Source organism: Streptomyces phyllanthi (assembly GCF_009377205.1).
In the GTDB taxonomy this organism is placed as follows: Bacteria; Actinomycetota; Actinomycetes; order Streptomycetales; family Streptomycetaceae; genus Streptomyces; species Streptomyces phyllanthi.
This window is the reverse complement of the sequence record NZ_VJZE01000241.1, coordinates 1-13,700: the sequence shown is the minus strand read 5'-3', so window position 1 is coordinate 13,700 and position 13,700 is coordinate 1. Positions and strand designations below refer to the sequence as shown.

Annotated in this window: 10 protein-coding genes and 1 pseudogene; 8 read left to right on the top strand and 3 right to left on the bottom strand. The window is 71.1% G+C overall.

The window, feature by feature from the left end:
• Together FNH04_RS28020 and thrS are read left to right on the top strand one after the other, a co-directional pair.
• On the top strand, window positions 1-1,168 hold a 1,168-nt coding region (locus FNH04_RS28020; protein ID WP_152788575.1), incomplete at its 5' end, for a hypothetical protein.
• Between the two features lie 105 nt (window positions 1,169-1,273).
• Window positions 1,274-3,256 carry a threonine--tRNA ligase gene (thrS, locus tag FNH04_RS28015; RefSeq protein WP_322724047.1) on the top strand — a complete coding sequence of 661 codons (1,983 nt, stop codon included), beginning with the start codon at window positions 1,274-1,276 and terminating at the stop codon, window positions 3,254-3,256.
• Between the two features lie 49 nt (window positions 3,257-3,305).
• Here thrS and FNH04_RS28010 read toward each other — a convergent pair whose 3' ends face one another.
• Window positions 3,306-4,013, bottom strand: a complete 708-nt coding sequence (locus tag FNH04_RS28010) for a potassium channel family protein (RefSeq protein WP_322724046.1) — start codon at window positions 4,011-4,013, stop codon at window positions 3,306-3,308.
• Between the two features lie 67 nt (window positions 4,014-4,080).
• On the opposite strand from FNH04_RS28010, the gene FNH04_RS28005 reads away from it, so the two are divergent.
• Window positions 4,081-4,641 (top strand): HIT family protein, encoded by a 561-nt coding sequence (locus tag FNH04_RS28005; protein WP_152788572.1) that lies wholly within the window; start codon window positions 4,081-4,083, stop codon window positions 4,639-4,641.
• 16 nt (window positions 4,642-4,657) lie between these two features.
• Here the strand turns inward: FNH04_RS28005 and FNH04_RS28000 are convergent, their stop codons facing one another.
• Complete coding sequence (locus FNH04_RS28000) at window positions 4,658-6,331, bottom strand: hypothetical protein (protein ID WP_152788571.1); 1,674 nt, start codon at window positions 6,329-6,331, stop codon at window positions 4,658-4,660.
• 413 nt (window positions 6,332-6,744) lie between these two features.
• Window positions 6,745-8,940 carry an elongation factor G-like protein EF-G2 gene (locus FNH04_RS27995; RefSeq protein WP_152788570.1) on the bottom strand — a complete coding sequence of 732 codons (2,196 nt, stop codon included), beginning with the start codon at window positions 8,938-8,940 and terminating at the stop codon, window positions 6,745-6,747.
• A gap of 248 nt (window positions 8,941-9,188) precedes the next feature.
• Between FNH04_RS27995 and pgsA the strand changes: the two are divergent.
• The 5 genes and pseudogenes from pgsA (at window position 9,189) to FNH04_RS27970 (ending at window position 13,611) form a co-directional block, all read left to right on the top strand.
• Window positions 9,189-9,952: pseudogene (gene pgsA, locus FNH04_RS27990) on the top strand (phosphatidylinositol phosphate synthase).
• Entirely contained in the window at window positions 9,949-10,926 is a 978-nt protein-coding gene (locus FNH04_RS27985) for a phosphatidylinositol mannoside acyltransferase (RefSeq protein WP_322724044.1), read from the top strand. The pseudogene pgsA and the gene FNH04_RS27985 overlap by 4 nt, the downstream one beginning before the upstream one ends.
• Window positions 10,923-12,083: a glycosyltransferase family 4 protein gene (locus FNH04_RS27980; RefSeq protein ID WP_322724043.1), complete on the top strand. Its 1,161-nt coding sequence runs from the start codon at window positions 10,923-10,925 to the stop codon at window positions 12,081-12,083. Before FNH04_RS27985 ends, FNH04_RS27980 begins: the two co-directional genes overlap by 4 nt.
• A gap of 4 nt (window positions 12,084-12,087) precedes the next feature.
• Window positions 12,088-13,041, top strand: a complete 954-nt coding sequence (locus FNH04_RS27975; protein ID WP_449343787.1) for a formylglycine-generating enzyme family protein — start codon at window positions 12,088-12,090, stop codon at window positions 13,039-13,041.
• Between the two features lie 24 nt (window positions 13,042-13,065).
• On the top strand, window positions 13,066-13,611 hold the full coding sequence (locus FNH04_RS27970; RefSeq protein WP_322724042.1) for a LemA family protein: 546 nt from the start codon (window positions 13,066-13,068) through the stop codon (window positions 13,609-13,611).
• Window positions 13,612-13,700: the final 89 nt, after the last annotated feature.

Genomic DNA, 13,700 nt, shown 5'->3' with positions numbered 1-13,700 from the left:
CGTTTGGACCCGGCCGCCCGAGCCCGGCCGCGTCGACCCGGCGGTCCTCGGCGCCCTGCTCCGCCGGCACGGCTGGCTGCGGCGTGGCGGGGCCGCCGGACGCTACGGCCGCTGGACCCCTCCCGGACCGGGCGGCTCCGGTACGAGCCTGCTCGTGCCCGAGAGCCGGGCCTTCCCCGACAGCGACGACCTGCTGGGCGAAGCCCTGGAGGCGCTCTCCCGTAGCGGGTCCCCCTCCGCCCGCCACGTCCTCATCGGTCTCGCCGTCCCCAGTGACGAGATCCGCTGGTGGCGGGATGCCCCGACCGGACCCGCCGGCGCCGCGCCGTGGGCCGTCGAGGACCAACTGCGCACCGCCGCCCGCCAGATGCTGCTCGCGGGCGCGCTCGCCACACGCGCGCGTGCGGGTTACCACGGCGCCCGGCACCGCCGTCCCGCCGCTGCGTCCCTGGAGAACGTCCCCGTCCAGTCCGCCCCCGACGGCCGCAGCCTCATCGCCTTCGTGCCCGTCACCACCGGCCGCCCCCTGGCCGTGCGCCTCCACCAGGCGCTGTACGCGACCCGTGAGGCCATCGACTACCAACGCGCCACCGGCGGCATGGATGCCTTCGACGGAGCCGTCGAGGCGGGCGTCAGCCACGAGCTCACCGAGGCGCTGGTGGCCCTCGTACGCGGCACCGAGGGCGCCCGTATCGCCGTCGCCTGGGCCCCGGCCGCCGGAGTCCCCGAGGGATGTGCCACCTCTGCCGAGCCCGTCGAGTTCACCCCGGGCGACCTGCCCGCACTGCGCGCGGCGGGGGACCGCTACCTCCGTGAAGAACCCTCGGTGTCCGTGCGCCTCACCGGAGCCGTCGTACGGATGCGCAGGTCGGACCCGCGCGGCGAGGGCACCGTGCGGCTGCGGGTCCTCGCCGGGGCCGAGGTGTCGCACGTCCGGATGACGCTGGACGAGGAGTCGTACCGGATAGCGGGCCACGCCCATCTCCTCGGACTGCCGGTACGAGTGCACGGCAGGCTGGAGAGCCGGGACGGGTTCCGGCGGCTCACCCATGCCTCGGGAGTCGCCCCTGTGCAGGTCGACGAGGCGGAGCGGGACCGGCTGATGAAGGCACTGCAGGAGACGGTCGAGAAAATGGCCTTCTTCGAGGAGGCGTGCGGCGGGGAGTGAGGACCGCGGGGCATAACCGTTTCGCAGAGGGCACCCCGGGCTCGGTACGATTCCTGTCTGCGTACGCGTACGTGTACGCGCTCACCCATCAGGCAGGAGAGACCGGTGTCAGACGTCCGTGTGATCATCCAACGCGATTCCGAGCGGGAAGAGCGCGTGGTGACGACGGGCACTACGGCCGCCGACCTCTTCGCCGGCGAGCGCACCATCGTCGCGGCCCGCGTGGGCGGCGAGCTCAAGGACCTCGCCTACGAGGTGAAGGACGGCGAGACCGTCGAGAGCGTGGAGATCTCCTCCGAGGACGGTCTGAACATCCTGCGGCACTCCACCGCGCACGTGATGGCGCAGGCCGTGCAGGAGATCTTCCCCGAGGCCAAGCTGGGCATCGGCCCGCCCGTCAAGGACGGCTTCTACTACGACTTCGACGTCGCCGAGCCGTTCACCCCCGAGGACCTCAAGCGCATCGAGAAGAAGATGCAGGAGATCCAGAAGCGCGGACAGCGCTTCGCGCGCCGGGTCACCACCGACGAGGACGCGCGCGTCGAGCTGGCGGACGAGCCGTACAAGCTGGAGCTCATCGGTCTCAAGGGCAACGCGGCGAACGCCGCGGACGGCGCGGACGCCGAGGTCGGCGCCGGAGAGCTCACCATCTACGACAACCTGGACGCCAAGACCGGCGAGTTGTGCTGGAAGGACCTCTGCCGCGGTCCGCACCTGCCCACCACCCGGAACATCCCCGCGTTCAAGCTGATGCGCTCGGCCGCCGCCTACTGGCGCGGCAGCGAGAAGAACCCGCAGCTCCAGCGCATCTACGGCACCGCGTGGCCCAGCAGGGACGAGCTGAAGGCGTACCTGGACTTCCTCGTCGAGGCGGAGAAGCGCGACCACCGCAAGCTGGGCGCCGAGCTGGACCTCTTCTCGATCCCCGAGGAACTGGGCTCCGGTCTCGCGGTGTTCCACCCCAAGGGCGGCATCGTCCGCCGCGAGATGGAGACCTACTCGCGGCAGAAGCACGAGGACGCGAACTACGAGTTCGTGAACACCCCGCACATCGCGAAGGAGAACCTCTTCGTGACCTCGGGGCACCTGCCGAACTACTCGGACGGCATGTTCCCGCCCCTGGAGTTCGACGGGCAGAACTACCGCCTCAAGGCGATGAACTGCCCCATGCATAACCTGATCTTCAAGGCGCGCGGCCGCTCGTACCGCGAACTTCCGCTGCGGCTCTTCGAGTTCGGCACGGTCTACCGCTACGAGAAGTCCGGCGTCGTGCACGGCCTGACCCGCGCGCGCGGCTTCACCCAGGACGACTCGCACATCTACTGCACCAAGGAGCAGATGGCGGACGAGCTGGACTCGCTGCTCACCTTCGTCCTGGACCTGCTGCGCGACTACGGCCTGACCGACTTCGAGCTGGAGCTGTCCACCCGCGACCCGGAGTCCGACAAGTTCATCGGTGAGGACGCGGAGTGGGAGGAGGCCACCGAGGCACTGCGCCAGGCGGCCGAGAAGCAGGGCCTCCCGCTCGTGCCCGACCCGGGCGGCGCGGCCTACTACGGTCCGAAGATCTCCGTCCAGGCCAAGGACGCGATCGGCCGCTCCTGGCAGATGTCCACGATTCAGGTCGACTTCCAGCAGCCCAAGCGGTTCCAGCTGGAGTACACCGCGGCGGACGGCTCCAAGCAGCAGCCGGTCATGATCCACCGCGCGCTGTTCGGGTCCATCGAGCGCTTCTTCGCGGTGCTCCTCGAGCACTACGCGGGCGCGTTCCCGGCGTGGCTGGCGCCCGTGCAGGCGGTGGGTATCCCGATCGGCGACGCGCACGTGCCGTATCTGAACGAGTTCGCCAAGAAGGCGAAGGCCGCGGGTCTGCGCGTCGAGGTCGACGCGTCCTCCGACCGCATGCAGAAGAAGATCCGCAACGCCCAGAGGGCCAAGGTGCCCTTCATGGTCATCGCGGGCGACGAGGACATGACCAACGGCGCCGTCTCCTTCCGCTACCGCGACGGCTCGCAGGAGAACGGCATTCCGGTCGAGGAGGCGATCGCCAAGATCGCGCAGGTGGTCGAGGACCGGGTGCAGGTCTGACGGACCGGGTGGTCCTGCGGACGTCCGTACGGCGGGAGGCCCCCGGAGCTCAGTGCTCGAGGGGCCTCCCGCCGTCTGTGCCGTCATCCGCGGCGCCCGTGGGCTGCTCCTTGCCCTCGCGTGCGAACACCTGGAGCAGCCAGGACGAGAACGAGCCGGTCACCGAGCCGAGCAGCCCCAGCCCACAGCCCATCACGCCCACCGCGACCAGCCGTCCCAGCGGCGTCACAGGGACCACATCGCCGTAGCCGACCGTCGCGAGCGTCGAAACGGTCCACCACGACGCGTCACCGAAGGTGCGGATCGTGGCGTCCGGGGCGGCGTGTTCCACGTGGTAGACCGTGAGGGCGCCGGCGCAGCCCAGCAACGCGGCCGACAGGCCCGCGTAGATCATCACCCGCGCCTGCAGGACGAGCCGGGGGTGGCCGTGCCTGCGCTGTACGGCCTCGTACAGCCTGACGAAGCGCAGTGGCCGCAGGAGGGGCAGCAGCACGACCATAGTGTCCAGCCAGTGGCGGTGCGGGAAGTGCGGCCCGGCGCCGCTGAGCCGCCAGCGCACCGCGTAGTCGATGACGAACAGCGCCCACATCGCGAGCGTCATGGCCAGGCTCAGGTCGCGTACGGCGGCGGGCAGGTCGTGGCCGAGGACACGGACCGCGTAGGAGGAGAGATACAGCAGGGACGCCACGGCGAGCGGGACCTCGGCGCGCTGCTCCCAGCGGGCCTCGCGGCTGGCGACGTGCTTCGGTCCGTCCACCGCTCCAGCTTGGCGGCAGAGAGTCCGGGGAGTGCCCCGGCGACACGCCGGGCCCAGGCGACGCCATATGCTGCACCACATGACGAGTGAGCCGGAGCAGCAGATCGGAGTGGGAACGCAGGACGCGTTCCAGCGCCTGTGGACGCCCCACCGGATGGCGTACATCCAGGGCGAGAACAAGCCCAGCGGCCCGGGGGCCGACGACGGCTGCCCGTTCTGCTCGCTCCCGGCCAAGTCCGATGAGGACGGGCTGATCATCAGGCGTGGCGAGCACGTGTACGCGGTGCTCAACCTCTACCCGTACACCGGTGGCCACCTCATGGTCGTCCCCTACCGCCATGTCGCCGACTACACGGACCTCACGGTCCCGGAGACCGCCGAGGTCGCCGAGCTCACCAAGCAGGCCATGACCGCCCTGCGTACCGCCTCCGGCGCCCACGGCTTCAACATCGGCATGAACCAGGGCACGGTCGCCGGCGCCGGTATCGCCGCGCATCTCCACCAGCATGTGGTGCCCCGCTGGGGCGGTGACACCAACTTCATGCCGGTCGTCGGCCATACGAAGGTGCTGCCGCAGCTGCTGGCCGACACCCGGAAGATGCTTGCGGAGGCGTGGCCGACCGGCTGAGGCCGGCCACGGCGCGCTACGCGTCGTAGACGTCCGCCTTCCTCGGCGTCGCGTCCTGGACGGCCGTGCTGAGGAAGGTGGAGCGGGCGCCGAACTTCTCGGTGTCCACGCCGTTCTCCTCGAGGACCTTGATCGCCGCCGCGTGCACCACCCGCAGCACAGGGGTCGCGGCCCGCAGCGCGTCGTCCGCCATGAAGCGGTGCCGCCACGGCTGGTCGGCCCACGCGTGCCGCAGACCGAACGGCTCGGGCAGCCCCAGTGACCCGCCCAGCCAGTTCAGCACCGGCGGATACCAGGTCAGCGGCGCCCGCGCGGCCAGCCGCACGACCTCGTCCGGGTCGACCAGCGGGAGCTTCACCTTCCGGGTCTCCCAGAACCTGACCGACTTCTGGACCTCCTTCTCCTTCGCCGCCGGCTTGGTGGTGAACAGCCCGTGCACGGGACCCAGCGCATGACCGGTCACCTCGATGCGCAACGTCTGGTGCAGCACGGTCACGGTGATCATCATCGTGAGGATCAACTGGCCGTCCCAGAGCGTCCACTGCACACCCAGGTAGTGCCGGTTCCCGCTGCCGAACTGCTGCTTGTTGCAGATCTCCTGTATGGCGTGCGACTTGAACTGGTACGCGTCCACGTCCGCGTTCTCGGGCCGGGACACCTCCCCCGCGCCCTCACCGATGGGGCTGACGATCCAGTGCTTGATCGACGGGGCCGGGAAGCCACCGGTGTTCAGCGGGCCCCGCTCCAGCATGCGCAGCTGGTCGTGGATGGACCGTATGACGTCCCAGCTGCGGAACGGGTGGATCTCCTTGGAGGGGTCGGCCGGCACCAGGTCCTCGGCGAGCTGCCAGCTGCCCCAGCGGGTGCCCATGCCGAGGATGCCCTTGGGGCCCGCGTAGAAGACGAGGTTGGACCGCTGCTCCGCGCTGAGCCGCGCGAGCTCCTTGCGCAGCTGCTCGGCCCTGCTCTCACCGGGGCTGCCGGGCACCGCTTCCGGAATCTTGGCTCCGATGCCGCCGCCCGACAGCAGGCCCGCCCAGCGCTCACGCAGATCGCTCGCGGTGCGCTCGCAGATCTGCTTGGCCCAGAACCAGCCGGCCACGGGCATCACGACGCACGCGCGCGCGTACCAGGACCAGAAGCCGGTGAACGGCATCTTGACCAGGAAGATCACGGCGAGGGCGCCCACGGCGACCAGCAGCGTCGTGGCGAGGGCTCCGGCGCGCTTGTCCTCGCGCTTGGCGACCGTCGTACGGATCTGGAAGACCAGCAGCCACAGCAGGAGTCCGGGCAGGAACAGCAGGCCGCACAGCACCATCACCGCCGAGAGCCAGTTGTCCCGCTCCCGGCGGATGCGGTTCGCCGCGAGGCAGTGCTCCACGACGACCTGCGGCTCCATGCCGAAGGACTGGATGAGCGACTTGCGTCCGGCACCCAGCATGCGGTCCCGCACGGCCAGGGAGAACGCCTCGCCCAGGTTGGGCCGGAAGATCGTCGCCCACTTGCGGCCCGGCTTGACCGTGGACTTGTGCCACTCGTTGTTGGCCTTGAGGATCTCCCCGACCTCGTTGTCCCGGTAGGCGGCCGACGCCAGTGCGAAGGTCGCCGCTGTCTGACCCGCCGCGCCCGTGAGTGGTACCTGCGCACCGGGAGAGAAATCGAATCCGTCGTCCGCCACCGCCGCCCCCATCGCCACAGTTCCGCTTCTGCGGCCTTCCCGACTTCCGTGCTTCGCACACCTGTTGATCAGGTCAGCGCCCTGATCGTGGCATGACCGGGCCACCACGTGATCAGGAGATCAGCGTATCCGTACCCACCGACATCCGTCACCGGGTGCCGAAAGCGGCCCACCACCACGAGCCGCCCACCACCACGGAGTTGAGCGAATCGCCGGGCTTCCGGTCCTGAATCGCCGGGCTACCGGTCCTGAATCGCCGGGCTTCCGGTCCTGAACCGCCGCGCCTCCGGGCCCGAACCACCGGCCCTCCGAGCCGAACCGGCGTGCGGCGCACAGGACTCGGGCCCGAGTCGTCGGCCGTCCGTACGTCAGTCGGCCGTCCGATGTCCCGGGCCCGAGCCACCGGGCCTGCCGTTCCCGGACTGTCAGTGCTCCTTCGCCTGTTCGCGCATCTTCTCGCCGAGCTGCGGGGGCATCGGCTCGTGCCGGGCATAGCGTCGGTTGAAGCGCGCGGTGCCGTGGGAGATCGAGCGCAGATCGACGGCGTACCGCCCGATCTCGATCTCCGGAACCTCGGCCCGTACGAGCGTGCGCCCGCCGGGCGCCTGCTCGGTGCCGACGACCCGGCCGCGCCGCCCGGACAGGTCGCTCATGACGGGACCCACATAGTCGTCGCCGACCAGGACCGACACCTCGGCGACCGGCTCCAGAAGGTGGATCTTCGCGTCGGCCGCCGCCTCGCGCAGCGCCAGCGCGCCCGCCGTCTGGAACGCGGCGTCCGAGGAGTCCACGGAGTGCGCCTTGCCGTCGAGCAGCGTGACCCGTACGTCGATGAGCGGGTAACCGGCCGCGACTCCCTTGGCGGCCTGGGCCCTCACGCCCTTCTCGACGGACGGGATGAACTGCCGCGGCACGGCACCGCCGACGACCTTGTCCACGAACTCGATGCCCGAGCCGCCCGGCAGCGGCTCCACCTCGATCGCGCAGATCGCGTACTGCCCGTGCCCGCCGGACTGCTTCACATGACGGCCGCGCCCCGCCGACCTGTTCGCGAACGTCTCCCGCAGGGAGACCTTGTGCGGCACCACGTCGACCTGGACGCCGTACCGGCTGCGCAGCCGCTCCAGGGCCACGTCAGCGTGCGCCTCGCCCAGGCACCAGAGCACCACCTGGTGGGTGTCCTGGTTCTGTTCGAGCCGCATGGTCGGATCCTCGGCGACCAGCCGGGACAGGCCCTGCGAGAGTTTGTCCTCGTCCTGCTTGCTGTGCGCCTGGATGGCGAGCGGCAGCAGCGGGTCGGGCATCTCCCAGGGCTCCATGAGCAGCGGGTCGTCCTTCGCGGAGAGCGTGTCGCCGGTCTCCGCCCGGTTGAGCTTCGCCACGCACGCCATGTCGCCCGCGATGCAGTGCGACAGCGACCGCTGCTGCTTGCCGAACGGCCTCGACAGGGCGCCGATCCGTTCGTCCACGTCATGGTCCTCGTGCCCGCGATCCGCCAGCCCGTGCCCGGAGACATGCACGGTCTCGTCGGGGCGCAGGGTGCCGGAGAAGACCCGTACCAGCGAGATGCGGCCCACATAGGGGTCGCTGGCCGTCTTGACGACCTCGGCGACCAGCGGCCCGTCCGGATCGCAGGTCGCGGCCTCACGCGGCTTGCCGTCCGGTGTGGTGACCGACGGCGCCTCGTGCTCCAGCGGGGTCGGGAAGCCGCCGGTGACGAGTTCCAGCAGCTCCACCGTGCCGATGCCCTGCCGGGCACCGTCGGCCGCGGGTGCGGCGGCCAGGACGGGGAAGAAGACCCCGCGCGCGACGGCGCGCTCCAGGTCCTCCACGAGCGTCTTGAGGTCGATCGCCTCGCCGCCCAGATAGCGGTCCATGAGGGTCTCGTCCTCGCTCTCGGAGATGATCCCCTCGATCAGCCGGTTGCGGGCCGCCTCGATGAGCGGTGACTGGTCGGGGCCCGGCTCGGACTCTTTGCGCTCGCCGGAGGAGTACTCGAACAGTTTCTGCGAGAGCAGCCCGATCAGGCCCGTCACCGGCGCGTGCCCGTCCGGTCCCTGTTCGCCGTGGAGCGGCAGGTACAGCGGCAGTACGGCGTCGGGGTCGTCCGCGCCGAAGGCCTCCGCGCAGTTCCGGGTCATCTCGTCGAAGTCGGCCCGGGCCGCCTCGAGGTGGGTGATCACGATGGCGCGCGGCATACCGACCGCCGCGCACTCCTCCCACACCATCCGCGTCGAGCCGTCCACCCCGTCCGAGGCCGAGACGACGAAAAGGGCCGCGTCCGCCGCTCGCAGACCGGCCCTGAGTTCCCCGACGAAGTCGGCGTATCCGGGAGTGTCCAGAAGGTTGATCTTGATCCCGTTCCATTCGACGGGTACCAGGGAGAGCTGCACCGAGCGCTGCTGCCGGTGCTCTATCTCGTCGTAGTCGGAGACGGTGCCGCCGTCCTCCACGCGGCCCGCCCGGTTCACCGCTCCCGCTGTCAGTGCGAGAGCCTCCACCAGAGTCGTCTTGCCCGATCCGCTGTGGCCGACCAGCACCACATTCCGTACGGACGCGGGGTGGTCGGCCGCCGTAGCCCTGCCGGCGGCTCCGGGGTGTGCGTTCGCCTTGTCGCCCATGATCCTGCCTCCCGTGCACGGTGAGGTCACTGTGGGCGCGGACATGCGGATCCGCGTGCGGTGGCGGCTCCGATGACGCCCGCGGTCCCTTCGAGCTTTCCACTCCCGTCACGGTGCGTCCATACGAAGGACGGGATCGTGCCGTTCCGGCTCGGTGAACCGGGCGCCGCCCGGGGGTGACGGGGGCACTGCCGGGACATGACACGGGGCGCGGGTGCCCGCCCGTCGCCCACGCGCGCGTGGCTACGATGGGCCCGCCGGTGGCCAGCAGGGGCCGCGCGGCCCACCGACCCTCGGGAAGGCCATGCTGAACAAGTACGCGCGTGCATTCTTCACGCGTGTCCTCACACCGTTCGCCGCGTTCCTCATCCGTCGCGGGGTCAGCCCCGACACGGTCACGCTCGTCGGCACCGCCGGAGTGATCGCGGGCGCGCTGGTCTTCTACCCCCGGGGTGAGTTCTTCTGGGGCACCGTCGTCATCACGCTGTTCGTCTTCTCGGACCTCGTCGACGGCAACATGGCCCGCCAGCTTGGCCGTTCCAGCCGCTGGGGCGCCTTCCTGGACTCCACGCTCGACCGGGTCGCCGACGGTGCGATCTTCGGGGGCTTCGCCCTCTGGTACGCGGGCAAGGGCGACGACACCGTCCTGTGCGCCGTCTCGATCTTCTGCCTGGCGAGCGGCCAGGTGGTGTCGTACACGAAGGCCCGTGGCGAATCGATCGGCCTGCCGGTCGCCGTCAACGGGCTGGTGGAGCGCGCCGAGCGGCTGGTGGTCTCCCTGGTCGCGGCGGGCTTCGCGGGCCTGCACAAGTTCGGCGTGCCCGGCATCCAGTACCTGCTGCCCGTCGCCCTGTGGATCGTGGCCGTCGGCAGTCTCGTCACGCTGATCCAGCGGGTCGTCACGGTGCGTCGTGAGTCCGCCGAGGTCGAGGCCGCGGAGGCCGCCGCCAAGGCCGGTGCCGCCGCCCCGGACAGCGAGAACGCGTCCCAGGGGAGTGAGGCGACGTCGTGAGCAGCCCCCAGGAGCGGCTGACGGACGCCCTGTACGGCCTCGGCTGGAGCACGGTCAAGAAGCTCCCCGAGCCCGTCGCCGTCCATCTCGGCCGCGCCATCGCCGATCTCGCCTGGAAGCAGCGCGGCAAGGGCGTACGGCGCCTGGAGGCCAACTACGCGCGCGTGGTGCCGGGCGCGACCCCGGAGCGCCTGGCCGAGCTCTCGCGGGCGGGCATGCGCTCGTATCTGCGCTACTGGATGGAGTCGTTCCGGCTCCCCGCGTGGAGCGAGGAGCGCGTCAGGAACGGCTTCGACCCCGAGGACGTCCACCACCTCACGGACGGCCTCGCCTCGGGCAGGGGCGTCATACTCGCGCTGCCCCACCTGGGCAACTGGGACCTCGCGGGCGCCTGGGTCACCACCAAGCTGGAGACGCCCTTCACGACGGTCGCCGAACGCCTCAAGCCCGAGACGCTGTACGACCGCTTCGTCGCCTACCGCGAGGGCCTCGGCATGGAGGTCCTGCCCCACAACGGCGGCTCCGCGTTCGGCACGCTGGCCCGGCGGCTGCGCGACGGCGGACTGGTCTGCCTGGTCGCCGACCGGGATCTGTCCGCGTCCGGCGTCGAGGTCGACTTCTTCGGTGAGAAGACCCGGATGCCCGCCGGACCGGCCCTCCTCGCCCAGCAGACCGGCGCGCTCCTGCTCCCCGTGACGCTCTGGTACGACGACTCACCCGTGATGCGGGGCAGAGTGCACCCCCCGATCGTGGTACCCGAGTCAGGTACACGCGCCGAGAAGACGTCTGTCATGACACAGGCGCTGGCCGACGCCTTCGCCACAGGGATCGCCGACCACCCGGAGGACTGGCACATGCTGCAGCGCCTGTGGCTCGCCGACCTGGACCCGGCCATGGCTCCCGAGAACCGGGAGGCCGCGCGGAGCGCCGAGCGGCCGGACACCCCGCAGGCTCCAGGGAAGGAGACGCCGTGAGGATCGGCATCGTCTGTCCGTACTCCTGGGACGTGCCCGGTGGGGTCCAGTTCCACATCCGCGACCTGGCCGACCACCTGATTCGCCTGGGCCACGACGTGTCCGTCCTCGCCCCCGCGGACGACGACACACCGCTCCCGCCGTACGTCGTGTCGGCGGGCCGGGCGGTCCCGGTGCCGTACAACGGCTCGGTGGCCCGCCTCAACTTCGGCTTCCTGTCGGCGGCCCGGGTACGGCGCTGGCTGCACGACGGCACGTTCGACGTGATCCACATCCACGAGCCGGCCTCCCCGTCGCTGGGCCTGCTGACGTGCTGGGCCGCTCAGGGCCCGATCGTCGCCACCTTCCACACGTCGAACCCGCGGTCCCGGGCGATGGTCGCCGCGTACTCGATCCTCCAGGCGGCCCTGGAGAAGATCAGCGCGCGGATCGCGGTGAGCGAGTACGCGCGGCGCACCCTGGTGGAGCACCTGGGCGGCGACGCCGTCGTCATCCCGAACGGCGTGGACGTCGACTTCTTCGCCCGCGCCAAGCCCAGACCCGAGTGGCAGGGGGACACGATCGGCTTCATCGGGCGCATCGACGAGCCCCGCAAGGGCCTGCCCGTGCTCATGAGGGCCCTGCCGAAGATCCTCGCCGAGCGCCCGCAGACACGGCTCCTGGTCGCCGGGCGCGGGGACGAGGAGGAGGCCGTGGAGAGCCTGCCCGAGGAGATGCGCTCCCGGGTCGAGTTCCTCGGCATGATCAGCGACGAGGACAAGGCGCGCTTCCTGCGCAGCGTCGACGTGTACGTCGCGCCCAACACCGGCGGCGAGAGCTTCGGCATCATCCTCGTCGAGGCCATGTCGGCGGGAGCGCCCGTCCTCGCCTCCGACCTGGACGCCTTCGCCCAGGTCCTGGACCAGGGCGCGGCGGGCGAGCTGTTCGCCAACGAGGACGCCGACGCCCTGGCCGCCGCGGCCGTGCGACTGCTCGGCGACCCGAAGCGGCGCGAGGAACTGCGCGAGCGGGGCAGCGCGCACGTCCGGCGCTTCGACTGGTCGACCGTCGGTGCCGACATCCTGTCCGTGTACGAGACGGTGACGGACGGAACGGCCGCCGTCGCCGCCGACGAACGCACCGGTCTGCGCGCGCGGTTCGGGCTGGCGCGGGACTGAGGGAGTGACCGGGGCGGACGATCACCACGGCTCGTGCTGTGCTCCCGCGCGTGGGGGGACGCGTGAGCACGGGGTTGCGGATTCGGTTACCCGACTCGCCGTCCTCGGGCCGCGGGTGGAGGCCCTGACGGCGCACGACGCGGCCGCCGTGTCGCTGCCCGGCGGAGAGTTCCGTATGGGAGACGCATTCGGGGAGGGGTATCCCGAGGACGCCGAAGGGCCTGCCCGAACCGTGCGGGTGGACCCCTTTCGGATCGACGCGACCGCCGTCACCAACGCCCGGTTCGCCGACTTCGTCCGCGCGACCGGGTATCACACCGAGGCGGAACGGTACGGCAGTTCGTTCGTGTTCCATCTGCGGCTGCACCCACGCGCGCGGGACACCGTCCTCGGCGCCGTCGCCGGCGCGCCGTGGTGGCTCGGTGTCGAGGGCGCCCACTGGAGCGCGCCCGAAGGGCCGGGCTCGGACATCCACGGCCGTGAGGACCACCCCGTGGTGCACGTCTCGTACAACGACGCGTTCGCGTACTGCGCCTGGGCGGGCGCCCGGCTGCCCACCGAGGCGGAGTGGGAGTACGCGGCCCGCGGGGGCCTGGAGGGCCGGCGCTACCCCTGGGGCGACGACTTCGCGCACGATCGTCTGAACACCTGGCAGGGCGACTTTCCGTGGGTGAGTACCAGGCCGGGCGGTGCCACGGGAACCGTGCCCGTGGACGCGTACGAGCCCAACGGCTTCGGCCTGTACAACACTTCGGGCAACGTGTGGGAGTGGTGCGCCGACCACTTCGCGGCGTCCGGCGAGGAGCGGGGCGCCCACCGGGTCATCCGCGGCGGCTCGTACCTGTGCCACGCCTCCTACTGCAACCGCTACCGGGTCGCCGCGCGTTCGAAGAACACACCCGACTCCTCGACGGGGCACGGTGGTTTCCGGTGCGCGTGGGACGTGAAGGCGACCTGACCGGGGCGGGTAGCCTTGCCGCCCGTGACCGCAACCCTCATCTGGATCCTCGTCGGACTGGTCGCCATCGGCCTCTATCTGAGCTGGACCGCGGGCCGCCTCGACCGGCTGCACGCGCGTATCGACGCCGCCCGCGCCGCGCTTGACGCACAGTTGTTGCGGCGGGCCTCGGTCACCCAGGAGCTGGCCACCTCCGGGGTGCTCGATCCGGCCGCCTCGATCGTGTTGTACGAGGCGGCCCACGCGGCCCGGCAGGCCGAGGAGGAGCATCGGGAGGTCGCCGAGAGCGAGTTGAGCCAGGCGTTGCGGGCCGTCTTCGCGGAGGCGCAGCAGGTGGAGGCGGTGCGGGAGGCGCCGGGGGGTGACGAGGCCGCGACGGAACTGGCGCAGGCGGTGCGGCGCGTGCCGATGGCGCGCCGCTTCCACAACGACGCGGTGCGTGCCGCGCGGGCGCTCCGCCGGCATCGCAAGGTCCGCTGGTTCCGCCTCGCGGGGCATGCGCCCTTCCCCATGGCCTTCGAAATGGACGACGAGCCACCGGCGGCGCTGGCGGACCGGGCGGGGGCTTGAGCGGGGGTTTGTTTCCGGGGGCTGCCGCCCCCGGACCCTCGCTCGTCCGGCCTGACGGCCTTGTCCTCAAGCGCCGGACGGGCTGGGTG